General features: G+C 37.8%; 31 protein-coding genes and 4 tRNA genes. 27 read left to right on the top strand and 8 right to left on the bottom strand.

All coding sequences use genetic code 11. From position 1 onward, the window contains the following. The first annotated feature begins 18 nt into the window (after window positions 1–18). Together nagZ and FIT79_RS02145 are read left to right on the top strand one after the other, a co-directional pair. Window positions 19–1,032 carry a beta-N-acetylhexosaminidase gene (gene nagZ, locus FIT79_RS02140; RefSeq protein WP_189644866.1) on the top strand — a complete coding sequence of 338 codons (1,014 nt, stop codon included), beginning with the start codon at window positions 19–21 and terminating at the stop codon, window positions 1,030–1,032. Window positions 1,033–1,112: 80 nt separating this feature from the next. Beyond that, a complete protein-coding gene (locus tag FIT79_RS02145) occupies window positions 1,113–1,799 on the top strand; it encodes a Bax inhibitor-1/YccA family protein (protein ID WP_139875472.1) in 687 nt (228 codons plus the stop codon). 32 nt (window positions 1,800–1,831) lie between these two features. On the opposite strand, the gene tadA is transcribed toward FIT79_RS02145, so the two are convergent. Both tadA and FIT79_RS02155 read right to left on the bottom strand, forming a co-directional pair. Further along, complete coding sequence (tadA, locus tag FIT79_RS02150) at window positions 1,832–2,293, bottom strand: tRNA adenosine(34) deaminase TadA (protein ID WP_189340279.1); 462 nt, start codon at window positions 2,291–2,293, stop codon at window positions 1,832–1,834. Between the two features lie 8 nt (window positions 2,294–2,301). Then, window positions 2,302–2,769 carry a phosphate-starvation-inducible PsiE family protein gene (locus tag FIT79_RS02155; protein WP_139868829.1) on the bottom strand — a complete coding sequence of 156 codons (468 nt, stop codon included), beginning with the start codon at window positions 2,767–2,769 and terminating at the stop codon, window positions 2,302–2,304. Window position 2,770: 1 nt separating this feature from the next. On the opposite strand from FIT79_RS02155, the gene FIT79_RS02160 reads away from it, so the two are divergent. Further along, window positions 2,771–3,451 (top strand): nitroreductase family protein, encoded by a 681-nt coding sequence (locus FIT79_RS02160; RefSeq protein ID WP_317615455.1) that lies wholly within the window; start codon window positions 2,771–2,773, stop codon window positions 3,449–3,451. A gap of 31 nt (window positions 3,452–3,482) precedes the next feature. After that, entirely contained in the window at window positions 3,483–3,872 is a 390-nt protein-coding gene (locus FIT79_RS02165) for a thioredoxin family protein (RefSeq protein WP_139867280.1), read from the top strand. Here the strand turns inward: FIT79_RS02165 and FIT79_RS02170 are convergent. The 6 genes from FIT79_RS02170 to FIT79_RS02195 are packed head-to-tail and all read right to left on the bottom strand — an operon-like array spanning window position 3,850 to window position 8,729. Beyond that, complete coding sequence (locus tag FIT79_RS02170) at window positions 3,850–4,815, bottom strand: peptidoglycan DD-metalloendopeptidase family protein (protein ID WP_139875473.1); 966 nt, start codon at window positions 4,813–4,815, stop codon at window positions 3,850–3,852. The genes FIT79_RS02165 and FIT79_RS02170 overlap by 23 nt on opposite strands. Next, window positions 4,812–5,561: a 5'/3'-nucleotidase SurE gene (surE, locus tag FIT79_RS02175; protein ID WP_139875474.1), complete on the bottom strand. Its 750-nt coding sequence runs from the start codon at window positions 5,559–5,561 to the stop codon at window positions 4,812–4,814. Before surE ends, FIT79_RS02170 begins: the two co-directional genes overlap by 4 nt. Before the next feature lies 1 nt (window position 5,562). Then, window positions 5,563–5,898: a DUF2069 domain-containing protein gene (locus FIT79_RS02180; protein ID WP_139867286.1), complete on the bottom strand. Its 336-nt coding sequence runs from the start codon at window positions 5,896–5,898 to the stop codon at window positions 5,563–5,565. After that, window positions 5,895–6,488 (bottom strand): NAD(P)H:quinone oxidoreductase, encoded by a 594-nt coding sequence (gene wrbA / locus FIT79_RS02185; protein ID WP_139875475.1) that lies wholly within the window; start codon window positions 6,486–6,488, stop codon window positions 5,895–5,897. Before wrbA ends, FIT79_RS02180 begins: the two co-directional genes overlap by 4 nt. Continuing rightward, complete coding sequence (gene purB / locus FIT79_RS02190; protein ID WP_139875476.1) at window positions 6,488–7,858, bottom strand: adenylosuccinate lyase; 1,371 nt, start codon at window positions 7,856–7,858, stop codon at window positions 6,488–6,490. Before purB ends, wrbA begins: the two co-directional genes overlap by 1 nt. Before the next feature lie 31 nt (window positions 7,859–7,889). Further along, entirely contained in the window at window positions 7,890–8,729 is an 840-nt protein-coding gene (locus FIT79_RS02195) for a 23S rRNA (adenine(2030)-N(6))-methyltransferase RlmJ (protein WP_139875477.1), read from the bottom strand. 75 nt (window positions 8,730–8,804) lie between these two features. On the opposite strand from FIT79_RS02195, the gene FIT79_RS02200 reads away from it, so the two are divergent. The 23 genes from FIT79_RS02200 to nuoK all read left to right on the top strand — a co-directional run bounded on the left by FIT79_RS02200 (window position 8,805) and on the right by nuoK (window position 25,708). Continuing rightward, the gene (locus FIT79_RS02200; protein ID WP_139875478.1) at window positions 8,805–9,437 is read left to right on the top strand and encodes a uracil-DNA glycosylase; all 633 of its coding nucleotides are present in this window, start codon (window positions 8,805–8,807) and stop codon (window positions 9,435–9,437) included. Between the two features lie 2 nt (window positions 9,438–9,439). Then, complete coding sequence (locus FIT79_RS02205; RefSeq protein ID WP_139867296.1) at window positions 9,440–9,619, top strand: tautomerase family protein; 180 nt, start codon at window positions 9,440–9,442, stop codon at window positions 9,617–9,619. A gap of 4 nt (window positions 9,620–9,623) precedes the next feature. Further along, on the top strand, window positions 9,624–11,420 hold the full coding sequence (gene uvrC / locus FIT79_RS02210) for an excinuclease ABC subunit UvrC (protein WP_139875479.1): 1,797 nt from the start codon (window positions 9,624–9,626) through the stop codon (window positions 11,418–11,420). 13 nt (window positions 11,421–11,433) lie between these two features. Then, window positions 11,434–12,012: a CDP-diacylglycerol--glycerol-3-phosphate 3-phosphatidyltransferase gene (gene pgsA, locus FIT79_RS02215; RefSeq protein ID WP_139867299.1), complete on the top strand. Its 579-nt coding sequence runs from the start codon at window positions 11,434–11,436 to the stop codon at window positions 12,010–12,012. A 69-nt stretch (window positions 12,013–12,081) separates the two neighbouring features. Further along, window positions 12,082–12,157, top strand: a tRNA-Gly gene (locus tag FIT79_RS02220). 55 nt (window positions 12,158–12,212) lie between these two features. Continuing rightward, a tRNA-Cys gene (locus FIT79_RS02225) sits at window positions 12,213–12,286 on the top strand. A gap of 69 nt (window positions 12,287–12,355) precedes the next feature. After that, window positions 12,356–12,442: transfer RNA gene (locus FIT79_RS02230), tRNA-Leu, on the top strand. A 22-nt stretch (window positions 12,443–12,464) separates the two neighbouring features. Beyond that, a complete protein-coding gene (locus FIT79_RS02235) occupies window positions 12,465–13,385 on the top strand; it encodes a hypothetical protein (RefSeq protein WP_139875480.1) in 921 nt (306 codons plus the stop codon). Beyond that, window positions 13,375–15,057, top strand: a complete 1,683-nt coding sequence (gene recJ, locus FIT79_RS02240; RefSeq protein WP_139875481.1) for a single-stranded-DNA-specific exonuclease RecJ — start codon at window positions 13,375–13,377, stop codon at window positions 15,055–15,057. Before FIT79_RS02235 ends, recJ begins: the two co-directional genes overlap by 11 nt. Window positions 15,058–15,126: 69 nt before the next feature. Then, on the top strand, window positions 15,127–15,879 hold the full coding sequence (gene tpiA / locus FIT79_RS02245; RefSeq protein ID WP_139867305.1) for a triose-phosphate isomerase: 753 nt from the start codon (window positions 15,127–15,129) through the stop codon (window positions 15,877–15,879). 18 nt (window positions 15,880–15,897) lie between these two features. Beyond that, window positions 15,898–16,248 carry a preprotein translocase subunit SecG gene (gene secG / locus FIT79_RS02250; protein ID WP_028817754.1) on the top strand — a complete coding sequence of 117 codons (351 nt, stop codon included), beginning with the start codon at window positions 15,898–15,900 and terminating at the stop codon, window positions 16,246–16,248. Between the two features lie 19 nt (window positions 16,249–16,267). Continuing rightward, window positions 16,268–16,352 (top strand) — tRNA-Leu (locus FIT79_RS02255). 39 nt (window positions 16,353–16,391) lie between these two features. Next, complete coding sequence (locus FIT79_RS02260) at window positions 16,392–16,748, top strand: NADH-quinone oxidoreductase subunit A (protein WP_028817753.1); 357 nt, start codon at window positions 16,392–16,394, stop codon at window positions 16,746–16,748. 3 nt (window positions 16,749–16,751) lie between these two features. After that, window positions 16,752–17,228, top strand: a complete 477-nt coding sequence (locus FIT79_RS02265; RefSeq protein ID WP_028817752.1) for a NuoB/complex I 20 kDa subunit family protein — start codon at window positions 16,752–16,754, stop codon at window positions 17,226–17,228. Window positions 17,229–17,231: 3 nt separating this feature from the next. Further along, window positions 17,232–17,825, top strand: coding sequence for an NADH-quinone oxidoreductase subunit C (locus FIT79_RS02270; RefSeq protein ID WP_028817751.1), 594 nt, complete (start codon window positions 17,232–17,234; stop codon window positions 17,823–17,825). Beyond that, window positions 17,818–19,068 carry an NADH-quinone oxidoreductase subunit D gene (locus tag FIT79_RS02275; protein WP_028817750.1) on the top strand — a complete coding sequence of 417 codons (1,251 nt, stop codon included), beginning with the start codon at window positions 17,818–17,820 and terminating at the stop codon, window positions 19,066–19,068. Before FIT79_RS02270 ends, FIT79_RS02275 begins: the two co-directional genes overlap by 8 nt. Before the next feature lie 3 nt (window positions 19,069–19,071). Then, a complete protein-coding gene (gene nuoE / locus FIT79_RS02280; RefSeq protein WP_139871220.1) occupies window positions 19,072–19,545 on the top strand; it encodes an NADH-quinone oxidoreductase subunit NuoE in 474 nt (157 codons plus the stop codon). Beyond that, the gene (gene nuoF / locus FIT79_RS02285; protein ID WP_139875482.1) at window positions 19,546–20,865 is read left to right on the top strand and encodes an NADH-quinone oxidoreductase subunit NuoF; all 1,320 of its coding nucleotides are present in this window, start codon (window positions 19,546–19,548) and stop codon (window positions 20,863–20,865) included. Continuing rightward, entirely contained in the window at window positions 20,862–23,252 is a 2,391-nt protein-coding gene (nuoG, locus tag FIT79_RS02290; protein ID WP_139875483.1) for an NADH-quinone oxidoreductase subunit NuoG, read from the top strand. Before nuoF ends, nuoG begins: the two co-directional genes overlap by 4 nt. A gap of 13 nt (window positions 23,253–23,265) precedes the next feature. Beyond that, window positions 23,266–24,285 (top strand): NADH-quinone oxidoreductase subunit NuoH, encoded by a 1,020-nt coding sequence (gene nuoH / locus FIT79_RS02295; RefSeq protein ID WP_420886384.1) that lies wholly within the window; start codon window positions 23,266–23,268, stop codon window positions 24,283–24,285. Then, window positions 24,286–24,777, top strand: coding sequence for an NADH-quinone oxidoreductase subunit NuoI (gene nuoI, locus FIT79_RS02300; protein ID WP_046487522.1), 492 nt, complete (start codon window positions 24,286–24,288; stop codon window positions 24,775–24,777). It begins immediately after the preceding gene. Between the two features lie 2 nt (window positions 24,778–24,779). After that, window positions 24,780–25,406: an NADH-quinone oxidoreductase subunit J gene (locus tag FIT79_RS02305; RefSeq protein WP_139867315.1), complete on the top strand. Its 627-nt coding sequence runs from the start codon at window positions 24,780–24,782 to the stop codon at window positions 25,404–25,406. Further along, window positions 25,403–25,708, top strand: coding sequence for an NADH-quinone oxidoreductase subunit NuoK (gene nuoK / locus FIT79_RS02310; RefSeq protein ID WP_139867318.1), 306 nt, complete (start codon window positions 25,403–25,405; stop codon window positions 25,706–25,708). The genes FIT79_RS02305 and nuoK overlap by 4 nt, the downstream gene beginning before the upstream one ends. Window positions 25,709–25,711 lie beyond the last annotated feature (3 nt).

The raw sequence follows: 25,711 nt of genomic DNA on the forward strand, positions 1-25,711 counted from the left end.
GATGCAATCAAAATGAAGATGGGCCCATTAATGATTGATGTTGAAGGGATCGCATTAACCGATGAGGATGTTAAAAGAATTTCACATCCCTTGGTTGGCGGACTTATTTTATTTACAAGAAACTATCAAGACACTTCTCAATTAAAAACATTAACAGACGCTATTAGAAAGATCAGGGGCCATGACTTCTTAATCGCTGTGGATCATGAAGGCGGGCGCGTACAAAGATTTAGAGAAGGCTTTACTGCCATCCCTGCCATGAGAAAGTTGGGTGAAATATGGGATAAAGATCCCAAAAAAGCGAATCACTTAGCTTTTTTAATTGGTCAAATTATCGCCATGGAATTAAGAGTATTCGATATCGATTTTAGTTTTACACCCGTTTTAGATATTGATTACAGCGAAAGTACCGTGATTCGAGACAGAGCCTTTCATGGGGATATTGAAGCTATTAAAGCTTTGGCATCTCATCTTTTGGAAGGTTTAAACGAAGGGGGTATGCATGGGGTTGGAAAACACTTTCCAGGGCATGGGTATATTAAGGCCGATTCACATCTAAGCATTTCGGAAGACACGAGAACGTTCGACGAGATTGAGTCTAAAGACATGAGTATTTTTATCTCATTAATCAAGCATGGATTAAATGCAGTCATGCCTTCCCACGTCCTATACTCTGCCGCAGATAATGAACCGGCTGGGTTTTCGTCTTTTTGGCTTAAAAATCAATTGAGAGAAAAGGCTCAATTTAAAGGCGCTATTTTTAGCGATGATATGAGTATGAAAGGGGCTATACTTGGCGGTGAAATGAAGGATAGAATTGCTAAAGCACTCGAGGCTGGTTGTGATATGGTTTTATTATGTAATAGCCCTCAACTGGTAGATGAAGTTTTGGCTCAACTAGACTGGAAGATGTCATCTGAAAGCATTGAAAGACTTCTTGCTATGAAAGGCTTTAAAGCGCCTCATATAGCCCTAAAAACCACCCAAGAAAAAGGTTTCAAGGATATGACAGATCAAGTTAGAGCGATGTAAAAAAATCACATGAATATTGAAACTATTTAGTAAGTTATATAATCTAAGAAATGTATTAAAAACTTTTAAGAGGAAAACATATGCAAGAAAATATAAGAATTGAAAGTCAGTCGCAATCAGTATTAGCGACAAATAAAGTACTGAGAAATACTTATGCTTTACTTGGTTTATCACTTATTCCAACCGCCATCGGCGCTTACATAGGTATGAGCATGAATTTCATATTTGCTCAACAACATCCTATTATGTTTGCCATTATGCTTATGGCAGGTATGTTTGGTTTATTTTTTGCAATTCAAGCAAATCGCAATAACAGCTTTGGTGTTGTTTTATTATTAGCGCTCACTTTATTTTTAGGTGTGATGTTAGGCCCGATTCTTCAAGTAGCCTTCAGTTTAAGTAATGGCGCTCAAATCGTAGGTTTAGCGGCGGGTGGCACAGCTGCAATATTTTTAACCTTAGCTACGATCGCTACCACAACTAAAAAAGATTTTAGCTTTATGGGAAAATTTTTGATGGTTGGTATTATTCTTCTCATCTTAGCTTCCCTAGCTAATTTATTTTTCCAAATACCTGCGATGGCTTTAGCATTGTCTGGTGTAGCAGTTTTATTATTTTCTGGATTTATTCTCTACGACGTAAGCCGTATTGTGAATGGTGGAGAAACGAATTACATCATGGCAACTTTAGCGCTTTATATGAACATCTATAACTTATTTGTAAATTTACTTCAGTTATTGATGGCACTTTTAGGCAACAGAGACTAAGTTAATTTTGCTCAAAAAAAAGCCGTAGTTTTCTACGGCTTTTTTCTTTTTGAAAGAAAGAAATCTTTTAGTATTTGACTGCATTCCTTTTCTAAGACGCCACCCATAGCTTCTGCATGATGGTTAATTTCTTTAATGCCAATAAGATCAATCATACCTCCGCAAGCACCCGTCTTAGGGTCCGGAGCGCCATAGATAATTTTTCCAATACGCGCATGCTGAATGGCGCCTACACACATCGCGCAGGGCTCAAGGGTCACATAAATCGAACAGTCTTTTAATCTATAGTTTTGGATAAGTTTAGCCGCTTCTCTTATGGCATTAATTTCAGCATGTGAAGTGGGGTCGTGGTCGCTAATTGATGTGTTCATGCCGCTACCAATCACTTTACCGTCCTGAACAATCACCGCGCCTACGGGTACCTCATCTTTTAATTCAGCTTTTTTTGCTAGCTCTAAAGCCAGATTCATAAACTTAAGATCTTCATCAGTCATGCAATAGTTTATTTTCTCTTAAGGTCGGGGATTGTTTTTCTAAACCGAATAACGAGGATATAGAGAACACCGATAAGAAATGCGCCTCCTACCCAAATACCCACTTCTTCAAGGGTTGGTTTTGTGTCTTGAACTGGAAGTACGATCAACTTTCTAAGAAAGAGCACCATCACAACCTCAATAAAAGTTTCAACTTCCAATTTACTTCCATTGAGATAGCGCATTTCAGCTGAAATAAGGGCTGATATCGACCAAAGTAACATTAATGTACCCAGTGCATGAATAAAGCCATGAATGAGGTTGTTAGCATGCGCTGCGACACTTATTTCAATGAAGAAAAGCCAAGTAAACATAATGATAGATGTTGCCAAAGCTAGACCAATGACAATATGAGCAAAACCATTTAAATACAGCATAGCTTTAATAGCAAATCGATTAATACCTTTGAATTCTGAAGGGAGTTCAGTTTGAAGCATCATGGAATCCTTGTTAATTAAATTTGAAGGAAGTGAAAACTATCTTTATTATAGAGACAACTTTAAATATAAAGATAGTTTCTCAATGAAAAAACCAGCAATTACTGAGCAGCCTATCCATTCGATTTTGGCAGATAGATGGAGTTCAAGAGCTTACGATCCCACTCAATTTGTGTCTCAAGAATTGCTTTTATCTCTCATGGAAGCGGCACGATGGAGTCCTTCATGTATGGGAGATCAGCCGTGGCAATTTATTGTATTTAATAAGAAGGATGCGACCCCTTGGACACAGGCGCTTAATTGCTTGTCTATTGGGAATCAAAATTGGGCTATGGATGCATCTATATTAATTTTGGCTTGTGCCCATCAAAACTTCTCGAATAATGAGAAAACGAACCGATGGGGCCAATACGATACAGGCGCTGCTTCTGAAAATATCAGTCTTCAAGCCACAAGCTTGGGGTTGGTAGCTCATCAAATGGGTGGATTTGATGTTGAAAAAACTAGACAATTATTTCAAATTCCAAGCCAGTATGATTTAATGTCTTTTATTGCGATTGGTTATCCACTCGCCATAGAAAAAGTGAATGCTGAAGCATTAGCTAAAGAAAAAGAAGCTAGAAAGCGCAAACCCTTAAGAGAGATTTTTTATACCAACCAATGGGGCGAGCAGTCGTTATAGTTTTTTTAATCGAATATAACTAGGATACTAGATGGCAACGGTAAAGCTTACAAAAAAGAACTTTAAAAAAACAATCGAAGATAACGATTTTGTTATTGTTGATTTTTGGGCGCCATGGTGTGAGCCTTGTATTGAATTTACCCCATTATTTGAAGCAGCTTCAGAAAAGAATAAAGATATTATATTTGGCATGGTAGATATAGAAGCCGATCCAGAAATTGGTGAATATTTCCAAGTTGATAAAATACCAGGCCTTCTTATTATTAGAGAGCAAGCAGGTATTCATACTCAAATCGGTCAAATCGGTGACTCAGCGCTTGATGAAATTATCAAGTGGGCAAGAGAACACGATATGTCAACTGTCAGAGATTATTACGAAAGAGAAGCTAAAGGCGAAATTAAGGTTGCCCGAGAAAAGTAGTCGGATCGACTGACTGCCCTTGTTTTCTAATTTCAAAGTGAAGTTTCACTTTGTCAGCGCCAGAGTCACCCATCGTTGCGATCTTCTGCCCCTTCATAACCACCTGACCTTCTTTAACGAGAAGCTCTTTGTTGTGAGCATATACAGATAAGTAAGAGTTATTGTGTTTAATGATCACAAGTTTGCCATACCCCTTTAGATCTTCCCCGCTGTAAATGACTTTCCCTGGACCAGCTGCTTTAATTTCTTGACCAAGTGTTCCTACAATATCAATTCCTTTTTGGCCTTGTGCTTCATTAAAAAGATTTTCTAACTTACCTTTAGTAGGCCATTGCCAATCTAATTTATCTTCTAAAGCAATAGGCGCACTTTCTTTAGGTGTGATTGATGTGACATTATTTGTAGATTGATTCGTCGTCTTAAGGTTATAGGCTTCATCGGTATATTTTTCTCTATAAGCCTTTGGGTTATCTAAGTGAGTGATGCCATTTGGAGCTGCTTTTGTTTGGGGTTGCGGTGCAGCTTCCGAATTGGCAACCGCTTCTTCATTGTTTTTTAATGGCGTAGTGACGACATCTTCATTTTTCTTAATTTCATTTGTATTGACCACAGGGTTATTTGTTTTAACTTGATCGAATTTTATTTTTTCGCCCACTTTAATTGCATAAGGCTCTTTAATATCATTTGCCTGTGCAACTTCTTTGTAATAAAAACCACAATCAAGACTTAAGCTATAGAGTGTATCGCCTGGTTTGACGATATAAACATCTGGACATGGTTGGCTCGGATCTCTTTTTGCTCTTGCAACGGGTTTATTTTTTTGTATGGTAATTGATTTATCCGCTGGAATTTTTTTCTCTATGACGGGCGCTGGTGAATTCGATGCGCAACCGACGATCAACGAAAATAGTGCCATATAAATAATAAAAAAACTTAATCTCATTTAAAGTTATTCATCCATGTTTTTAAATCATTAATTTGATTATGTCTTGTAAGGTCTGCGTGAATAGGCGATACAGAAACAAAACCATGGCCGACAGAATAAAAATCAGTACCTTCTCCTCCATCATTCGGCAAGCCTGCAGCACCCACCCAGTAAACGGTATTGCCATCAGCATCTTGTGTTTTATTAACAGGCTCTGCTTTATGTCTTTTTCCAAGTCTTGTGATGTGTATACCTTGAATTTTTTCTAAAGGCACATCAGGCACATTAATATTTAAGAGCATGGCTTCTTTAGGTTTATTATTTTGGTAATGCAAAATAAGATCATTTGTAATAGATGCAGCTGTTTCAAAATAAGTTGCTTCATGTTGTGACATTGAAATAGCAAAGGAGGGAATGTCCAACAAGTAGCCTTCCATAGCCGCTGCTACCGTGCCAGAGTAAATAGTGTCATCACCCATATTAGCGCCATTATTAATACCAGAAATCACCATGTCTGGCATATGATCTAGTAATCCCGTCAATGCTAAATGCACGCAATCTGTTGGTGTGCCATCAATATAGTAATAATCTTTTTCAACTTCTGTGACTGTCAATGGACGATCAAGCGATAAGGAGTTACTTGCGCCACTTCTATTTCTATCAGGTGCCACGATAGTAACGTGCGCTATTTTTTTTAAATAGCTTGCAAGTTTTTTAATGCCAGGCGCATCGTAACCATCATCATTAGATAAAAGAATATTCATATTACGTACGGCTGACTTTCACATAAAACGTTGCACATAGAAAAAATACAATACTTAAAAAAACTTCAAGAAGCGCTATTTTAGATGATAGACCCAGATCAGAATAGGATCTAACCACACCTTCAATAAAATAAATGAGTATGAGCATGCCAGACCATTTGTAGGTATAAATTTTTCCTTTAAGAACACCCATCAATGGAATGAGAAGCGGTATGATTTTAAGCACAAGCCATGAGCTCTGATTTTTAAAGGGCGCCAAAAATAACTCCCAAGAACATAAAAGAAAAATAAGACAGACAAGACTAACGGAAGCCCCTAACTGGAAATAGTTTTTCATACTGAGAGCTTAAGCGCGGTTTCAGCTAATCGCTTGCCCATAGCAAGACATATTTTTTTTTCATCCTCAGATATGGGGGCTTTATTAGACTCACCAGCCACATGAGAAGGGCCGTAAGGTGTCCCCCCTGTTTTGGTGCTACTTAATTCTGGAACTGAGTAAGGCACACCCAAAATGACCATACCTAAATGAAGCAATGGAAGTTGCATGCTAAGAAGTGTTGATTCATTACCTCCATGGTGAGAGCCTGAAGACGTAAATACACAAGCAGGTTTTCCAATCAAGTTTCCACTTAACCATAAAGATATCGTGCTATCGATGAAATATTTAAGCGGCGCTGCCATATTGCCAAATCTCGTCGGACTTCCCATGGCAAGACCAATACATTCTTCAAGATCTTTGTGAGCCACATAAGGAGGGCCTTCGCTAGGGATGCTGTCTTCCAAAGCCTGAACGGTAGATGTTACCTTAGGCACAGTTCGAATTCTGGCTTTAACACCAGGAATAGATTCAATACCTCTCGCAATAAATGTGGCCATTTCTCCAACCGCACCCCCATGAGAGTAGTAGAGCACTAAAACTTCTTTCATTAGATTTTTTTTGCCAGCTGAACGGCGTCACCGATATAAGTTGCCGGTGTTAATTGAAGCAATCCATCTTTGGCTTCTTTAGGAATTTCAAGTTGCTGAATGAAAGCTTGAATTACTTCTTTCGTTATATGATCTTTGCCGCGTGTTAACTCTTTAAGTTTTTCATATGGATTTTCAATACCATACCTTCTCATAACAGTTTGAATAGGCTCAGCTAAAACTTCCCAAGCATGATCTAAATCATCAGATAATTTTTTTGCATTAATTTCTAATTTATTAAGGCCTTTAAGACAAGAGTCAATGGCAAGCAGTGTATAACCAAAACCTAGACCAATATTTCGAATGACAGTAGAGTCAGTTAAGTCTCTTTGCCATCTTGAGATAGGAAGCTTTTCTGAGAAATGAACCAACAGAGCATTTGCAATGCCAAGGTTGCCTTCTGAATTTTCAAAATCAATCGGATTAACTTTGTGAGGCATCGTAGATGAGCCCACTTCATTTTCTTTTAATTTTTGTTTGAAATAACCAAGTGATATATAGCCCCAAATATCTCGATTAAGATCGATGAGAATCGTATTCATTCTTGTCATATTTTGAAAGAGCTCCGCCATATAATCATGCGGCTCGATCTGTGTTGTATACGGGTTGAAAGTAAGACCAAATGACTCTACAAATGTTTTTGAAAATGCCAGCCAATTAAATTCAGGATACGTTGTGATATGCGCATTAAAATTACCTACTGCACCATTCATTTTGCCTAAAATCTCTTGGGCTTTAATTTGATCAATTTGTCTTTGTAATCTATAGGCGACATTAGCCATTTCTTTACCCATCGTTGTTGGGCTTGCAGCTTGTCCATGCGTTCGGGCCAACATGGCGTGACCACTTAAATCATGTGCTAGATCTTTTAATTTTTTAATGATGTTTTCATAGCTAGGGGTTAAAACAGTTTCTTTGGCATGTTTAATCATGAGGGCATGTGAAAGATTATTAACATCTTCAGAGGTACATGCAAAATGAATAAACTCTGAAATACTTTTAATTTCTTGATTGTCTTTGAATTTATTTTTTAACCAATACTCAACTGCTTTGACATCGTGATTGGTTGTTTCTTCAATTTTTTTAATTTCAGCGGCATCAGTTTCGCTAAAAGATTGAATAGTTTTTTGAAGTAATTCTCTTGTTGATGCGCTTAGATTGGTAACTTCTTTAATCGCTTTTTCATCAGACAATGAAATGAGCCATTTAATTTCAACTTCAACGCGGAATTTAATGAGAGCAAACTCACTAAAGTATTGGCGCAAATTATCGACTTTTTTAGCGTATCTTCCATCTAAGGGAGACAGGGCATTCAGCGTTGATAATTGCATGTAAAAATCCTATGAGATATATAGTGTTATTTTAACTCGTTTTTGCATCAATTTCATAGGAACCATGGCCGTTAAGCCCTAATTGCTGGCTTAAATACGGCATGATTTCTTGTAATTGTTCTTTGAGTTTCCATGGTGGATTGATGATAAAAAGATAGCTACCGAACATCCCAATATCATCACTAGGTTTGGCAATTGAAAGGCTTACATAAAGCCATTCTTTAACATTCAATTTTTGAAGTTGTTTGAGCATCGTTAAGGGTTCCGTTCGATCAATCAAAGGACACCAAATCATATAGATGCCAGTTTCAAAACGTTTTAAGCTATCTTTTAAGGATTCCACCACTTTTAGGTAATCGTTTTTAATTTCATAAGAGGGATCAGTTAAAACAAGGCCTCTTTTTGGAGGTGGCGGAATAAGGGCTTTTAATCCCTGGAAGCCATCTTCACCATAGATTTTAATATTATGCTTTTTACCTAACGCATGAAGAAGGGAAGTTAAGTCGGTAGGGTGTAATTCAAAGAGTCTGATTCTGTCTTCATGAGATAGCATATGGCTTGCGATCCAAGGAGAGCCAGGATATTGCTTCAATTGATCGCCACCATTCAGATGCCTGATAACTTCAATATATTTTGCTAAAGCTAATGGCTTTTTTTCATCATGAAAGATTTTTTTAATGCCATCAAGATGTTCAGATGTTTTATTAGAAAACTCACTTTCAAGCGAATACTTGCCTGCCCCTGCGTGCGTATCAATAAACCAATAAGGTTTATTTTTTTGTTTGAGGTAATCCAAGATAAGGGTTAGCACAATATGTTTTAACACATCTGCATGATTGCCTGCGTGAAAGCCGTGACGATAACTAAGCATGGATAGAGGACATGATGAACATGGGCTATTATAGAGTTTATAAATAAAATACGTGAATTCTCACGATATAAAATAATGACACAATATAAAGAAGACTGCAGAGAATGCCCTCGACTTGCTACATTTCTAGATCAAGTTAAATTAGAGCAACCGAATTATTTTTGTAAGCCTGTCCCACCTTTTGGTGACACATCGATTCGTTTATTGATTGTAGGCTTAGCGCCTGGCATGCACGGCGCAAACAGAACAGGCAGGCCCTTTACTGGCGATTACGCAGGCATTCTTTTATATAAAGCCTTATTTCACTTTGGATTTTCAAACCAACAAGAGTCGATCGCAGCTGATGATTCGTTAAAGCTTATGGATTGTAGGATTACAAATGCTGTGAAATGTTTGCCTCCACAAAATAAACCCGAACCTAAAGAAATAAAACAATGTAATCATTATTTAAAATCGGAACTAGATTTACTAAAGCCTCGCACATTAGTTTTAGCTTTAGGCAGTATCGCGCATCAATCTATCTTATCTGCTTTTCAATTGAAAAAATCTGATTATGTATTTTCACATGGCGCTCGTCATAATTTACCTAATCAATTAGTTTTATATGATAGTTATCATTGCAGTCGATACAATACGCAAACAAAAAGACTCACCGAAGAAATGTTTTTTAGTGTTTTTCAATCAATCAAAAAAGAAATGGAGAATTAAAAATGCCTTACATCAATATTAAATTAGCAGGAACCTTAAACCGCGATCAAAAAGAAACAATCGCAAAAGAAATCACAACGCTTATGGAAAAAGTAGCTCATAAACCAGCTTCGTACACCTACATTGTATTTGATGAAGTTAAAGGTGAAGATTGGTCGGTAGGGGGCAGTTTGTTAGGCTAGTCAAATGGACATTAAACCCTTTTTAAAAACACTGCCTAATTTACCTGGTGTATATCGAATGATTAATCAGGCTGGGGAAGTCATTTATGTCGGGAAAGCCAAAGACCTAAAGAAGAGGGTTTCATCTTACTTTGTGAAAACGATTGTAAGTCCTAGAACTAAAATGATGGTGGGTCACATCGATCATATTGAAATAACAGTGACCCATTCGGAAGCTGAGGCGTTGATCCTAGAAAACAATATGATCAAGTCACATATGCCCCGTTATAACGTTATTTTTAGAGACGATAAATCTTATCCATACATTGTATTAACAAATGAAAAATATCCACGTTTAGCTTTTCATCGCGGCGCCCAGAAAAAAGGAAACCAATATTTTGGACCCTTCCCAAATACAAATGCAGTCAGAGAAAGCATTCAGCTTTTACAAAAAGTTTTTAAATTAAGAACATGTGAAAACTCAGTGTTCAAAAATCGATCAAGGCCATGTCTTCAATATCAGATTCATCGCTGCACAGCGCCATGTGTCGATTTTATTCCAGAGGATGAGTATAAAAATGACATCAAACATGCCTCACTTTTTTTAGATGGAAAAGACAGCGAAGTCATAAGCCAACTTACAAACCAAATGAATGAGGCAGCTAATTCACATGCATATGAACATGCAGCTTTATATCGCGATCGCATTCAAAGTTTAAGACAAGTAAGAACAAAACAGTTTGTCAGTGACTTTAGTGCTAGCGATGCTGACATTATTGCTTGCGTTGAAGAAGCTGGAGAATATTGTCTGAACTTAGTTATGATCAGAGCAGGTAGACATTTAGGTGACAAAAGTTTCTTTCCAAAAAACGCTGCCGACATTGAAACTCAAGATGTGATCGAAACTTTCATCGCTCAATACTATACAAATCAGACCATACCTAAATTGATCGTGACCCAACAGCATGTGAATCAATCGCTTCTTTCTGAATTTTTTAAATTAAATTACGACATTGAAGTGAAGGTGATTAACAAAGCAATTGGTGATAAGCGTGTATGGCTCGCTATGGCACAAAAGAATGCGCAGATTGCATTAAAACAAAAACTGATGCAAACAGAAAGCCAGGAAAATAGGGTAGAAGCATTGAAAGCGATTTTCAATCTTTCGGACTCATTTTCAAGAATTGAATGTTTTGATATTAGCCACACAATGGGTGAGGGCACCGTCGCCTCTTGTGTTGTATTTGATAAAGGTAATCTTCAAAATAAAGAATATAGACGTTTTAATATTCAAGATATTACGCCAGGCGATGATTATGCCGCCATGCGAGAAGTCTTGATGCGTCGCTATAAAAAAATTGCAACAGGTGAGGGCGTTAAGCCGGATCTTATTTTTATTGACGGAGGCAAGGGCCAGCTCAATATAGCCATTGAGGTGATCCAAGAATTAGGCTTGAGCGACATTATGCTTGTTGGTATTGCAAAAGGTGAGGGAAGAAAACCAGGATTGGAGCAGCTTTTTTTAGAGGGCAAAAGCGAGCCTATCATTGTGAGAAAAGATAATGTTGGATTTCATTTAATACAACAAATAAGAGACGAAGCGCATCGTTTTGCTATTTCAGGTCATAGAGCTAAGCGCGCTAAGAAAAGAATCACTTCATCTCTAGAAGATATTGAGGGTATTGGTTCGCAAAAGAGAAAAAATCTACTCGTCTATTTTGGCGGTATAGAGCGTATTAAAAATGCTAGTATTGAAGAAATAATCATGGTTGATGGTATTGATAAGAAATTAGCTGAAAAAATTTACGACTACTTTCATTAAAAAATAAATACATATGAAGATTAATGTTCCGAATGCGCTTACTTTTTTCAGGGTATTTTTGATTCCTTGTTTTGTAGGCATTTATTACCTGCCCCATACTTTAATTGGTCAGCCCTTAATGAATTGGATAGGTGCTGGTATTTTCTTATTTGCGGCAATCACAGACTGGTTAGATGGATTCTTTGCCCGGTATTTAAATCAAGCCTCTAAATTTGGTGCTTTTTTTGATCCCGTAGCAGATAAATTGATGGTAGTTGCTGCCCTTCTTGTTTTGATAGAGCTTGATCGGGTCAACGCGATTATCTCTCTAATAATCATTGGTCGCGAGCTTTCCATCAGCTCATTACGCGAATGGATGGCAACCATTGGTAAGCCAGGCGGTATGGCAGTGATGTTTGTCGGTAAGCTTAAGACTACGATCCAAATGATTGCTATTTTGATGCTTCTTTACTACGACAATTTATGGTTTATCAATGTAAAGTGGATAGGTAATATATTGATTAATATAGCCGCACTGCTTACTGTGATTTCGATGGGTTATTACATCCGCATGGCATGGCCTACCTTAAGAAAGAGCATTAAAATAAGGTAAGCCTTAAGGTTTGGGCGAGACTTTAAATTGACACTAGCTCAAAAAACGCTAAAATACTCGCTTCTTTACGCGGGAATAGCTCAGTTGGTAGAGCGCAACCTTGCCAAGGTTGAGGTCGCGAGTTCGAGACTCGTTTCCCGCTCCAAATCAAAATCGGGGAAGCATCGTCTTCCCCTTTTTAATTTTGGAGATATTGATGTGGCGCGATAGCAAAATGGTTATGCAGCGGCCTGCAAAGCCGTAGACGCCAGTTCGATTCTGGCTCGCGCCTCCACTTATTAGTAGTTGAGCCTATTTAAGAATAATTTAGTGATAAAATTCGGTCTTAGTTTTATTTCAAAAGGCCCGGGTGGTGAAATTGGTAGACACAAGAGACTTAAAATCTCTCGCTCGCAAGGGCGTGCCGGTTCGATTCCGGCCCCGGGCACCACATTCTATTATTTCCTTGTAGTTTGAATACAACACTTATTTGCAAAGCTTCTCTTGAAGATCATCCAATACTTGATCGATTTTTAACGATAGGAGAAGCGGAGTCTTTAAATTTTTCCTACGAAGAATTTTTATGTCATTTATTGGGCGTCAAACCTAATCCAGATTACCCATTAGCTTCGGTGGACTATCGGAAAAATCAAACACATTATTATCTCTATGCAGACCCTGTGTATTTAAGTCTTCAAAGGGATACATTTTTTTTGGAAAAAAAATTAACAGAGGATTTTACTCAAAAAGAAATCAAAAGTTTATGCGAAGCCCTGAATGAGACATTTCAAGATGACGCTCGTGCATTTGTCTTCAACGATCAAGGGCAGTTATTTCTTGAGTTAAAAAAACAGCCTCATATTAAAACGACGTCGATTGCACATATCAAGCGTCAGTCTATTGAACTATCTATGCCGCAAGGTGATGAAGCTATGGCATGGCATGCATTTATGAATGAAATTCAAATGTTTCTTTTTGATCATCCTTTCAATCAAGACAGGATTCGTCGAGAACTTCTACCGTCTAATAGCATTTGGTTTTCGGGCGGCGGTGTCATACCTCAGGTTATTCAAAATCCATACAGAGCTATTTTTTCCAATACCGACTTCTTAAAAAAGTTATTGTCGATTGATACAAATAGTTCTCTTCAAAGTTTAGATAAGTTTCGTCAAGATGATAGTAATCAAGACACATTAATTGTCTTTGAAGATGACGATGAGTTAGATCGTATTTTAGAAATGATATGGAATAATTTTAAAAAAAGAAAAATAAGGAATTTAAATATTTATTTGAGTTACCAAGATCAGCTTTTGCATATTAACAATCAATTCATACAGCTATTTAAAGTATGGAAAAAAACCAATACCGTAAAAAATTATTTCAATGTTCATTAAATCAAAAAAAATTGACCATACTGCTTTAGATGCACTTGTGAATGCAGGGCTTAATCGTCATTTGGCAAAGTTTTATTCAGCACGTGGCATTAAGCATATTGATGACGCCACACTCTTGATTGAGAAAATTATCCCACCGGAAGCTTTAACTAATAATACCTTGATGGCATCTATCTTAGCTGACGCTATCTTACAAAAACATAAAATTCTTATCATTGGTGATTATGATACTGATGGTGCAACTTCAACGGCTGTAGGGGTGAGAGCGCTTAAGATGATGGGCGCTGAGGTAGATTACTTGGTTCCTAACCGGTTTGAATTTGGTTATGGTTTGACACCTGAAATTGTTGATTTAGCGAAAGAAAAAAATCCTAAAATTATTATTACCGTGGATAACGGTATCGCCAGTGTAGAGGGAGTAAATCAAGCCAATCAATATGGGATTGATGTGTTGGTCACAGATCATCATCTTCCTGGTGAAACATTACCGCATGCTAAATGTATTGTGAATCCTAATCAGCATGGCTGTTCATTTCCAAGTAAATACTTATGTGGGGTAGGTGTTATTTTTTATGTGATGCTAGCTTTGAGAGCTGAACTTAGAAAACGAGATTATTTTAAAGATAATATTGAGCCTAACTTAATGCAGTTAATCGACCTTGTAGCTTTGGGTACAGTTGCAGATTTAGTCCCTTTAGATCGGAATAATCGTACTTTAGTTGAATACGGCATTCGAAGAATCAGATCAGGCCAGGCTAATCCTGGTATTCGAGCACTGATGGCATTAACTAAAAAAAATCCATCGCAATTTCATACTTCTGATCTCGCTTTTAGCATTGCACCAAGACTTAATGCCGCAGGAAGATTAGATGATATGACTTTAGGTATTCAATGTCTTTTGTCTGAAAGTTATGAGGATGCCCGATTAATTGCATCATCACTTGAAGCTTTAAATCTCAAAAGAAGATCGATTGAATCTGAAATGAAAGATGGTGCATCTATTCAATTACATGATTTGAATTGTGAGGCTCAATTCAGTATCGCTCTCTATGACTCCACGTGGCATCAAGGTGTGATTGGTATTATTGCTTCCCGTATCAAAGATAAATATCATCGCCCCGTCATTGTGTTTGCTAAGTCTGAAGAAGGTATTCTTAAAGGCTCAGGCAGATCTATTCAATCGCTCCATTTAAGAGATGCACTTGATCTTATTTCGAAAAAGGATCCAAGCATTCTGATCACGTTTGGTGGTCATGCGATGGCTGCTGGGCTCACTATAAAAGAAAAGGATTTTGATCGCTTCGTTCATTTCTTTGAAGAAACAGTCCAGGGTTTAATTACCTCAGAGGACCTTGAGTTAACTATTGAAGTTGATGATGCGCTTAATTTTTCAGAAGTAACTTATGAAGATGTGGAACATATCAATTCACAAGTGTGGGGACAAGGTTTTCCGCTTCCTATTTTTGAAGGTGAGTTTGAAGTTGTTGAGCAAAGAATCCTTGCAGATAAACATTTAAAGTTAAATCTTTTACTACAAAATAAGGTATTTGAAGCTATTTATTTTAATCACAGTGAGCATCTCCCTAGAAAGATTAAAGCGATCTATCAGGTTGATTCTAATGAGTTTAATGGCAATAAAAAAATTCAAATTCAATTAAGGATGTTGACCTAAAGATGACATCCTTAATTGCCCATCCTGCCCCAACAAAGTAAAATTTAACAAACTATTTAAGAGACTGTCATGAGACGTAAAATCGTTGTGGGTAATTGGAAAATGAATGGTTCCTTGGCGTCTAACGAAAGACTTCTTAAGGCCTTGGCAGAAAAGATCCCCCAAGCAATTTCGGTGGATATTGTGGTCTGTGCCCCTTATCCTTATTTGTTTCAAACACAATCCTACCTAAAGCATTCACCTATTTTTTGGGGCGCTCAGAACGTGGCTAAGTTTGAGTCAGGCGCTTTTACAGGCGAAGTGAGCGTTTCTATGCTCAAAGAATTTGGTGCAAGCTATGTGATCATCGGCCACTCAGAGCGAAGTACAGCTTATTGCGAGTCCGATGAAAATATTGCCACTAAATTTATGATGGTTAAAAAAGCAGGCATGACGCCGATTCTCTGTGTAGGTGAAACTTTAATTGAGAGAGAAGCTGGCATCATGGAAAAGGTCGTATCTAAGCAGCTTGATACGATTATTGAAATGTATGGCGAAGAAATTTTCGACGAGACCGTGATTGCTTATGAGCCTATATGGGCTATTGGCTCTGATTTGGCGGCTTCACCTGAGCAAGCGCAAGCGATGCATCAATTTATTCGTGAGAAATTATCCTCAAATACTAAGGTCATAAAGAGCCTTAAAATCATCTATGGAGGGAGCGTAAACCCCCAAAATGCGTTACAATTATTCTCTATGCCAGACGTAGACGGCGGACTCGTAGGGCGAGCATCTTTAAATGCAAGTGATTTTGAGTCTATTTGTCATTCAGCCGAAATATAAATCAAAGAAAATAGGATTATGGAAAATTTAGTAACAATTATTCATGTGATTGCATGCTTAGGTGTCATTGGTTTGGTGCTGATGCAACACGGCAAGGGCGCTGATATGGGTGCCGCTTTTGGAAGCGGATCATCAGGTAGTTTATTCGGCGTAAGTGGTTCATCGAATTTTTTAAGTAGAACAACAGCAATATTTGTTTTAGTCTTTTTTCTGACCAGCATTTCCTTGGCATTCATCGCAGGTCAAAAATCAGGCACCGGAAGTGTGGTGAAAACAACTGGGTCATCAGAAGTGCAAAAACCTTCTGAAACTAAAAGCGGTGAAGCTCAGTCGAATTCATCAAGTGGCGCTCAAAATATCCCAAAATAGAGACTGTTAAATCTATAAAGCCGTCGTGGTGGAATTGGTAGACACGCTATCTTGAGGGGGTAGTGACGAAAGTCGTGAGAGTTCGAGTCTCTCCGACGGCACCAAATTAAGAAAATCATGTGGTATTTGTTTAAGGAATCGCTGTGCTGGAAAATTATTTTCCAATTTTATTGTTCATATGCGTAGGACTTGCGGTTGGTGCAGGGCCTCTTCTCATCGGCAGCATTCTCTCACCTAATAAACCTGATAGTGAAAAAAATTCCCCATACGAATGCGGCTTCGAAGCTTTCGAAGATGCGCGTATGAAATTTGATGTCCGATATTATCTTGTCGCTATCCTCTTTATTTTATTTGATCTTGAAATAACATTTCTTTTCCCCTGGGCAGTAGTCATTCAAAAAATTGGTATGTTTGGATTTATTGCCATGATGATTTTCTTAGCTATTTTAGTTGTTGGGTTTATTTACGAATGGAAGAAAGGTGCCCTTGATTGGGAATAGCGAATGAGCATTGAAGGCATTATGGAAAAAGGATTTGTCACTACAAATCTAGATACCCTTATTAATTACACACGCACAGGATCTTTATGGCCTATGACTTTTGGCTTGGCTTGTTGCGCTGTTGAAATGATGCATGCTGGTGCAGCTCGATATGACCTAGATCGATTTGGTGTTGTATTTAGACCTAGCCCAAGGCAGTCAGATGTGATGATTGTGGCAGGAACGTTAGTGAACAAAATGGCACCCGCATTAAGAAAAGTTTATGATCAGATGGCGGAGCCTCGCTGGGTTATTTCAATGGGCTCTTGTGCAAATGGTGGTGGTTACTATCATTACTCTTATTCAGTGGTTCGTGGTTGTGATCGTATTGTTCCTGTAGATGTGTATGTGCCTGGTTGCCCGCCAACAGCCGAGGCTCTCATGTTTGGGATCATTCAACTTCAAAACAAAATTAAACGAACCAATACGATTGCGCGCTAATTCATGAGCTCAGTTGAAACTTTACTTAAAGAAATAAAATCTATTTTTGGTAAAGAAATCATTCAAGCATCTATTGAGCACAATGAACTTACAATTGAAGTAAAGATCGATGATCTCCTACCTACTTTAAAAACTTTAAAACAACACAAAGCATTTCAATTTGCGCAGTTAATTGATCTTTGTGGAGTTGATTTCAAGGATTATGGCGAAGGCACTTGGACGAAATCTCGCTTTGCTGTCGTCTACCATTTCTTATCGATTGAACATAATCATCGGATTCGTGTAAGAACTTTTTCTCAAGAAGAAGATTTTCCATTGTTCCCATCAATTATAGATTTATGGCCAGCTGCTAATTGGTATGAGCGTGAAGCTTTCGATTTATTTGGTTTTATGTTTGCCGACCATCCCGATTTGAGACGCATACTCACTGATTATGGATTTGTAGGTTATCCATTCCGAAAAGATTTTCCGATGATTGGTAAAGTTGAAGTGCGTTACGATGATGTGCAAAAACGTGTGATTTACCAACCCGTCTCCATCGAAGAAAGAAATAACGTCCCACGAATCATTCGTGAAGAAGGTTTCCATAATGGCTGAGATTCGAAATTACACAATGAATTTTGGTCCTCAACACCCTGCGGCACATGGCGTGTTGCGATTGGTATTAGAGCTTGATGGCGAAGTAATTCAGCGTGCAGATCCTCATATTGGATTACTGCATCGTGGCACAGAAAAGCTAGCTGAAAATCGAACGTACTTACAAACCGTTCCTTATATGGATCGTTTAGATTATGTATCCATGATGGCGAATGAACATGCTTATGTTTTGGCTATTGAAAAATTGCTCAATATAGATGTACCCCTTCGCGCACAATATATTCGTGTAATGTTTGATGAGATTACGCGCATCTTAAATCACCTATTATGGTTAGGCGCACATGCGCTTGATGTAGGTGCTATGACTGTCTTCTTGTATGCATTTCGTGAAAGAGAAGATCTCTTCGATTGTTATGAGGCGGCATCAGGTGCCAGAATGCATGCAGCATACTATCGTCCTGGCGGTGTTTATCGCGACCTCCCTGATCGCATGCCTCAATATGAATCCAGTTTGAAAAACAAAAAAGAATTGGATGGTTTAAATCAAAATCGTAGCGGATCACTTTTAGATTTTATCGAAGATTTTGCAAATCGCTTTCCAACATATGTAGATGAATATGAAACGTTGTTAACAGATAACCGTATTTGGAAACAACGTACAGTGGGTATTGGTGTTGTTGATCCTGATCGAGCAATAGCGCTTGGCATGACGGGCCCTATGTTAAGGGGATCAGGTGTTGCATGGGATTTAAGAAAAAAACAACCTTACGAAGTGTATGACAAACTTGATTTTGATATTCCTGTTGGTGTTAATGGAGATTGTTATGACCGATACCTCGTTCGTATTGAAGAGTTTAGACAATCTAATCACATTATTAAGCAATGCATAGACTGGCTAAGAAAAAATCCAGGCCCTGTAATTAGTGATAATCATAAAGTAGCACCTCCTCCAAGAGCTGCCATGAAAGAAGATATGGAAGCTATGATCCATCACTTTAAATTATTTACAGAAGGTTTTCATATCCCAGCAGGGGAGGCCTATGCTGCAGTTGAACACCCTAAAGGCGAATTTGGTATTTATTTAATTTCAGATGGTGCAAATAAACCTTACCGTTTAAAAATACGGGCTCCTGGCTTTCCTCATTTAGCAGCATTAGATGAAATGACACGTGGTCATATGATTTCTGACTTAGTTGCCATTATTGGTACACAAGATATTGTGTTTGGTGAGATTGATCGGTAAAAAATGATACACGCTGACGACATTAAATTAATTGATAAAGAGTTAAAGAAATTCCCGGATAGCCAAAAGCGATCCGCAGTCATTTCTGCATTACGTATTGTTCAAACAAGACATGGTTGGTTATCGCATGAACATATTTCTGATGTGGCACATTATCTTGAGATGCCAGAAATTGCAGTGATGGAAGTTGCAACTTTTTATAATATGTTCAATTTAGAATCAAAGGGTAAGTATCAAATTACTGTATGTACCAATATTTCATGCATGTTAAGAAATTCTGATGAAATTGTTCAGCACCTAGAAAAGAAATTAGGTATTCGTTTTGGTGAGTTGACCAAAGATAAAAAGTTTTCACTTAAAGAAGGTGAGTGCATGGGAGCATGCAGTGGTGCACCTTTATGCCTAATTAACAATCACACTATGCATGAACATTTGACTACTGAAAAAATTGACAAGCTGATAGCGAGCCTTAAATAAATGGTCAAGCAAATAGACATCATTAAGCCGCATAAAATTTTTCCTAATCAAGATTTGGTTTGTCTAAGAACTATGGTCCATGACGATCCAGGTTCAATAAGAACCTATCTGAAAGTAGGTGGGTATGAGCAGTTTAAAAAAATTCTTAAAAAGAAAATAAAGCCGGAAGAAATTCTAGCTGAATTAAAAACTTCAGGTTTAAGAGGTCGCGGTGGTGCAGGATTCCCAACTGCTATTAAATGGTCTTTTATGTCTCGGGATTACGATGGTATTAAATATCTTGTATGTAACTCAGATGAAGGTGAGCCTGGCACATTTAAAGATCGCGATATTCTTAGATACAATCCTCATCAACTTATCGAAGGTATGCTCATAGCTGCCTATGTGATGGGCACTCGCACTGGTTACAACTATATTCATGGCGAGATCTGGCGTGAGTACGAGATTTTTGAAAAAGCACTCGACGAAGCAAGAGACCATGGATTTTTAGGCGAAGACATTTTGGGTTCAGATTTTAGTTTCGATTTGTACGCGTTCCATGGGTATGGGGCATACATATGCGGCGAAGAAACAGCCCTTATTGAATCGATTGAAGGTAAAAAAGGACAGCCACGTTATAAGCCACCTTTCCCAGCAACTTATGGTATTTACGGTAAACCTACTAATGTGAATAACACTGAAACATTTGCATCAGTTCCTTGGATTTTAGAGCACGGTGGTCAGGCATTTCAAGATTTAGGTGTTGAAAATTCAGGCGGTGTTAAATTATTTTCTGTATCAGGCCACGTTGAGATGCCAGGTAATTACGAAATTAGAATGGGCACGCCTTTTAGTGAATTGTTAAATATGGCTGGCGGTGTGTGGAATCGAAGAAAATTAAAAGCAGTTATTCCTGGCGGACCTTCCACAGCAGTTGTTCCAGCTGCCCTCATTGAAAATGCAACCATGGATTATGATGGATTACAAAAGATTGGATCGAGTTTAGGTGCTGGCTCCGTGATTATCATGGATGATTCAACATGTATGGTCACGGCTTTAAAACGTCTTTCTTATTTCTTTTATGAAGAGTCTTGTGGTCAATGCACACCTTGCCGTGAAGGAACAGGTTGGGTTTATCGTGTCATCAAAAGAATTGTCGACGGTAAAGGCACTATGGAAGATCTTGATCTTTTAACGGATGTTAGTAAAAAAATTTCTGGCAGGACAATATGCGCTTTAGGTGACGCAGCCGCGACACCTGTATTAAGTTTTATTAAACACTTTAGACCAGAGTTTGAATATTTTATTCAGCATGGTCATTCTATGATTAAAGCTAAATGACAATCACAATTGAAATTGATGGCAAGAAGATCAAAGTAGAAAAAAATACGACGATCATTGCAGCTGCAGATAAAGCAGGAATTCCAATTCCTCGTTTCTGTTATCACAAAAAATTATCGATCGCTGCAAATTGCCGTATGTGTTTGGTGGAGGTAGAGAAATTTAATAAACCATTACCCGCATGCGCTACGCAAGTTTCAGATGGGATGAAGGTTTCAACAAAATCTAAGATTGCTGTCGAGGCACAGCAAAGTGTCATGGAATTCTTGCTCATTAATCATCCTTTAGATTGTCCAATTTGCGATCAAGGTGGCGAGTGTGAGCTTCAAGATACTGCTGTTGCATTTGGCGGTGGTCAAACACGTTATAAGGAAGAAAAACGTGTGGTATTTAATAAAAATATAGGCCCACTTATTTCAACAGATATGACCCGATGCATTCAATGCACGCGATGTGTAAGATTTTTACAAGAAGTGGGCGGTATGATGGAGCTAGGTATGGTCGGTCGTGGCGAGCATTCAGAAATTACCGCTTACGTTGATCGATCCATTCAATCAGAACTCTCTGGCAATATTATTGATTTATGTCCTGTAGGAGCACTTACAAGTAAACCATTTAGATATAAAGCGCGCACATGGGAGTTAATTAGAAGAACAACTTTTGCTCACCATGATAGTCTTGGCTCCCCTCTTGAAGCACATATTAAACAAAACAAAGTGATCAGAATGCTTCCTCGTGAAGAGGAGTCTATTAATGAATGCTGGATTTCTGATCGTGATCGTTTCTCATATGAAGGCTTGAATAGTGAAGATCGCTTACAAGTTCCTATGATTAAAGAAAAGGGTCAATGGAAAGAATCAGATTGGGAAACTGCTTTAGCACTTGTAAGTGAAAAATTAAAACATGTCCTAGATCATAATGGCCCTGAAGAATTAGGTATCTTAATATCACCTCAAAGCTCAATCGAAGAGGGTTTATTAGCTAAGCAAATAAGTAACGCATTAAAGTCACCTCATATTGACCATCGGATACGTCAATCGGACTTTTCAATAAAGCATCAAGGCTCGCCTTGGCTGGGTTGTCGTATTGATGAAATCGGTCACTTTGATCAATACCTTTTAATTGGTAGCAATATAAGAAATGAACAGCCACTTTTAGCATCAAGAATTCGTAAGGCCGTAAATCATGGCGCCAATCTTTTTATAGTCAACTCAATAGATGCAGATCCTCTTATGACCGTGTCTGAGAAAATGATACAGGCTCCACATAAGCTCCCTTATGCGCTCGCAAAAATTTTAAAATCGATGACGGAAATAAAAGGCATATTAAAAAAAGATATTAAATTTATAAAAGCTGATATCGAAAAAGTTAAAACAGATAAAACAAGCGATGCAATAGCAGAGCATTTAATGAAAAATGTTTTAGCAGGTAAAAAAAATAATACATCATTACTTTTAGGCCAAGCAGCGCAAGAGCATCCAGATTATGCAACCATCTATCAACTTGCTTTAGAAATTTCAAAATTATCTCAAGCTACTTTTGCTCTATTGCCAAGCTATGCAAATAGTGTCGGACTTCATGCTATCAATGTTCTCCCTGAAAAAGACGGCTTAAATGCGCGTACGATGTTAGAGAAAAAATTAAAAGCTTATATTTTATTAAATATTGAGCCTCAATTAGATGCATCAAATGCACAGCTAATGGAAAATGCAATTGTTTCGTCAGACTTCACTGTTGCATTAACTTCATATAATTCGAAATACCTTGAAAATGTGGACGTACTTCTCCCCATCTCACCATTTACAGAATCATCAGGTACGATCATTAATATAGAAGGGCGAGTTCAAAGCTACACAGCTGTTACTCAGCCTTTAGGTCAATCAAGACCGGCCTGGAAAGTGTTAAGAGTATTGGCTAATCATCTTGACTTAAAAGGATTTGATTATGAATCGAGTCTAGATGTTAAAGAAGCGCGCATTAAATCTAATGTTCAATTCATCTCAAAAGAGCTTTCTAATGAAATCGATATTACAAGCGATTACAAAATACGCAACACGAAGCCAAAGCAATTCTCTCGCATTGGTGAAATACATCAATACCTTATAGATCCAATTGTAAGAAGAGCCCCATCTCTTCAAACAGCGATTCAAAAATCAAAAGCACATGCAAAGTTACATCCCTTAGAAATGAAAACATTAAGACTTAAAGCGAACGATAAAATTAAAGTTATGCAAGGTAATCAATGGGCGAGTCTTATGGTTATTGAAGACATAAGCATTCCAGAAGGCTCCATCTATATACCAAGCGGTATCGATGAAACGGCTAATCTGGCTGATATTTACGGTGATATCACAGTTCAAAAAATAATTCCAAGGGGCGCATCTTAAGATGGATGCTTTGATGACATCTATATTTGGAATTTGGTGGCCTGATATTGCCAAAACATTATGGGTGCTTTTAAAAATTGTAGCTGTCGTTTTGCCTTTGATGATATCTGTGGCCTACCTTACTTATTTCGAAAGAAAAGTGATTGGATACATGCAAGTCCGTATCGGACCTAATCGTGTCGGTTATTTTGGATTGCTGCAGCCTATTGCTGATGCATTAAAGCTTCTATTTAAAGAAATTATTCTTCCTACAGCATCAAATAAAGTTTTATTTTTCTTAGCACCCATTTTGGCAATTGCTCCAGCTTTTGCAGCCTGGGCTGTCATTCCTTTCGATCTCAATGTGGTGATCGCAGATATTGATGCAAGTCTTTTATATATTTTAGCTATGACATCTATCGCTGTGTATGGGGTAATCATTGCTGGTTGGGCTTCAAATTCTAAATATGCTTTTTTAGGAAGTTTACGTTCCGCAGCTCAGATTGTGTCGTATGAAATTGCAATGGGATTTACTTTAGTAGGCGTTTTAATGTGTGCCAACAGCTTAAATTTAGGAAAAATTGTCATGGGACAAGAGGGTGGGTTTTGGCATTGGTATATCTGGCCTTTATTTCCTTTATTCATCATTTACTTTATTAGTGCTGTAGCAGAAACAAATCGAGCGCCTTTTGACGTGGCTGAAGGTGAGTCAGAAATTGTAGCTGGATTTCACGTAGAGTATTCAGGCATGGCCTTTGCAGTTTTCTTCTTGGCTGAATATGCAAATATGATTTTAGTATCGATGCTTGCAGCTTTAATGTTCTTAGGTGGATGGTTATCACCCATTCCATTTATTCCAGATAGCTTTTTATGGCTTTTAATTAAAGTCGCATTTTTATTATTTTTCTTCTTATGGTTTAGAGCGACATTTCCTCGTTATCGATATGATCAGATTATGCGTCTGGGTTGGAAGATTTTTATTCCAATCACCATTGCTTGGATTGTATTTATTGGAGGCATGATGCAAACCTCATGGGGATATTTATTTCACTAAATGATTAAAAAAACTAAACAATTCTTATCAAGCTTGATGCTTATCGAGCTACTTAAAGGCATGCTCCTTACGGGCCGTTATTTCTTTGCAAGAAAAATTACTGTTCAGTATCCGGAAGAAAGAACGCCACAATCTAATCGCTTTAGAGGCCTTCATGCGCTCCGTCGTTATGCAAATGGTGAAGAGCGATGTATTGCATGTAAGTTATGTGAGGCTGTATGTCCTGCAATGGCAATCACTATTGAATCTGAAGAGCGCGAGGATAAAACGAGACGGACAACACGTTACGATATTGATCTTACTAAATGTATCTTTTGTGGTTTCTGCGAAGAATCTTGCCCAGTAGACTCGATTGTTGAGACGAGAATTTTTGATTATCACGGCGAATCGCGAGGCGATTTGCTTTATACAAAAGAAATGTTACTTGCGGTAGGTGACAAATATGAAAAACAAATTGCGGAAGATCGCGCTCAAGATGAGAGGTTTCGATAAACATGTTTGAGTTTAAAGATTTCGTCTTTTATGTTTTGTCTTTCGTCCTTCTAGCTTCAGGATTAAGCGTCATTACTTCCAGAAATCCTGTAACTGCAGCGCTATCTCTTGTTCTAGCATTTTTTAATGCTGCAGGTATTTGGCTTCTTTTGCATGCTGAATTTTTAGCGATTGCTTTAGTGCTTGTGTATGTTGGTGCTGTGATGGTCTTATTTCTTTTTGTGGTCATGATGCTTGATATTAATCTTGATAAATTAAGAGAAGGTTTTTGGGATTATCTGCCTATGGCAGGATTTATTGGCGTCCTCATGATGGTTGAAATGGTGATGGTATTTAAAACTAAACAATTTAATCTTTCACCTATTTCAGAATCAATTTCAAGTACATCGAATACAGAAATGATAGGCAATACATTGTATTCAACTTATGTGCTTCCATTTGAGCTAGCTTCTGTCGTATTGCTTATCGCAATTATTTCAGCCATTGCATTGACGCTTCGCGATCGTAAAGATAGTAAAAAGGCTAATCCTGGTGATCAGGTGGCTGTAAAACGAGAAGATCGAGTGCGATTAGTTCAAATGAAGTCGGAAGAAAAATACATAAAACCTAAAAAGAAGGAGAGAACATGATTGGTTTATCGCATTATCTTATCCTTGCCGCGATTTTATTTACAATCAGTGTGGTGGGTATTTTTCTTAATCGAAAAAATATCATTATTTTACTTATGTCGATTGAGTTAATGTTGCTCGCAGTTAATATCAACTTTATTGCTTTCTCACATTATTTAAATGATATTGCTGGTCAAATTTTTGTTTTTTTTATTTTAACGGTGGCAGCTGCAGAATCTGCGATAGGTTTAGCAATTATCGTTTTAATTTTCAGAAATACTCGCTCTATTAATGTAGACGACTTAAATCGTCTTAACGGGTAATCA

This window comes from Candidatus Methylopumilus universalis, from assembly GCF_006365315.1.
GTDB lineage: Bacteria > Pseudomonadota > Gammaproteobacteria > Burkholderiales > Methylophilaceae > Methylopumilus > Methylopumilus universalis.

Excerpts from the sequence above, each read along its gene's own strand:
- secG (WP_028817754.1), top strand. The coding sequence starts at position 15,898 with ATGGAAAATTTAGTAACAATTATTCATGTGATTGCATGCTTAGGTGTC.
- purB (WP_139875476.1), bottom strand. The coding sequence starts at position 7,858 with ATGCAATTATCAACGCTGAATGCCCTGTCTCCCTTAGATGGAAGATAC.
- FIT79_RS02270 (WP_028817751.1), top strand. The coding sequence starts at position 17,232 with ATGAGCTCAGTTGAAACTTTACTTAAAGAAATAAAATCTATTTTTGGT.
- FIT79_RS02180 (WP_139867286.1), bottom strand. The coding sequence starts at position 5,898 with ATGAAAAACTATTTCCAGTTAGGGGCTTCCGTTAGTCTTGTCTGTCTT.
- FIT79_RS02265 (WP_028817752.1), top strand. The coding sequence starts at position 16,752 with ATGAGCATTGAAGGCATTATGGAAAAAGGATTTGTCACTACAAATCTA.
- FIT79_RS02155 (WP_139868829.1), bottom strand. The coding sequence starts at position 2,769 with ATGCTTCAAACTGAACTCCCTTCAGAATTCAAAGGTATTAATCGATTT.
- FIT79_RS02145 (WP_139875472.1), top strand. The coding sequence starts at position 1,113 with ATGCAAGAAAATATAAGAATTGAAAGTCAGTCGCAATCAGTATTAGCG.
- FIT79_RS02305 (WP_139867315.1), top strand. The coding sequence starts at position 24,780 with ATGTTTGAGTTTAAAGATTTCGTCTTTTATGTTTTGTCTTTCGTCCTT.
- nuoE (WP_139871220.1), top strand. The coding sequence starts at position 19,072 with ATGATACACGCTGACGACATTAAATTAATTGATAAAGAGTTAAAGAAA.
- FIT79_RS02195 (WP_139875477.1), bottom strand. The coding sequence starts at position 8,729 with ATGCTTAGTTATCGTCACGGCTTTCACGCAGGCAATCATGCAGATGTG.
- FIT79_RS02275 (WP_028817750.1), top strand. The coding sequence starts at position 17,818 with ATGGCTGAGATTCGAAATTACACAATGAATTTTGGTCCTCAACACCCT.
- nuoI (WP_046487522.1), top strand. The coding sequence starts at position 24,286 with ATGATTAAAAAAACTAAACAATTCTTATCAAGCTTGATGCTTATCGAG.
- pgsA (WP_139867299.1), top strand. The coding sequence starts at position 11,434 with ATGAAGATTAATGTTCCGAATGCGCTTACTTTTTTCAGGGTATTTTTG.
- wrbA (WP_139875475.1), bottom strand. The coding sequence starts at position 6,488 with ATGAAAGAAGTTTTAGTGCTCTACTACTCTCATGGGGGTGCGGTTGGA.
- nagZ (WP_189644866.1), top strand. The coding sequence starts at position 19 with ATGGGCCCATTAATGATTGATGTTGAAGGGATCGCATTAACCGATGAG.
- FIT79_RS02200 (WP_139875478.1), top strand. The coding sequence starts at position 8,805 with ATGACACAATATAAAGAAGACTGCAGAGAATGCCCTCGACTTGCTACA.
- recJ (WP_139875481.1), top strand. The coding sequence starts at position 13,375 with ATGTTCATTAAATCAAAAAAAATTGACCATACTGCTTTAGATGCACTT.
- surE (WP_139875474.1), bottom strand. The coding sequence starts at position 5,561 with ATGAATATTCTTTTATCTAATGATGATGGTTACGATGCGCCTGGCATT.
- nuoH (WP_420886384.1), top strand. The coding sequence starts at position 23,266 with ATGACATCTATATTTGGAATTTGGTGGCCTGATATTGCCAAAACATTA.
- tadA (WP_189340279.1), bottom strand. The coding sequence starts at position 2,293 with ATGACTGATGAAGATCTTAAGTTTATGAATCTGGCTTTAGAGCTAGCA.
- FIT79_RS02205 (WP_139867296.1), top strand. The coding sequence starts at position 9,440 with ATGCCTTACATCAATATTAAATTAGCAGGAACCTTAAACCGCGATCAA.
- tpiA (WP_139867305.1), top strand. The coding sequence starts at position 15,127 with ATGAGACGTAAAATCGTTGTGGGTAATTGGAAAATGAATGGTTCCTTG.
- FIT79_RS02160 (WP_317615455.1), top strand. The coding sequence starts at position 2,771 with ATGGAATCCTTGTTAATTAAATTTGAAGGAAGTGAAAACTATCTTTAT.
- nuoK (WP_139867318.1), top strand. The coding sequence starts at position 25,403 with ATGATTGGTTTATCGCATTATCTTATCCTTGCCGCGATTTTATTTACA.
- nuoF (WP_139875482.1), top strand. The coding sequence starts at position 19,546 with ATGGTCAAGCAAATAGACATCATTAAGCCGCATAAAATTTTTCCTAAT.
- FIT79_RS02165 (WP_139867280.1), top strand. The coding sequence starts at position 3,483 with ATGGCAACGGTAAAGCTTACAAAAAAGAACTTTAAAAAAACAATCGAA.
- FIT79_RS02170 (WP_139875473.1), bottom strand. The coding sequence starts at position 4,815 with ATGAGATTAAGTTTTTTTATTATTTATATGGCACTATTTTCGTTGATC.
- uvrC (WP_139875479.1), top strand. The coding sequence starts at position 9,624 with ATGGACATTAAACCCTTTTTAAAAACACTGCCTAATTTACCTGGTGTA.
- nuoG (WP_139875483.1), top strand. The coding sequence starts at position 20,862 with ATGACAATCACAATTGAAATTGATGGCAAGAAGATCAAAGTAGAAAAA.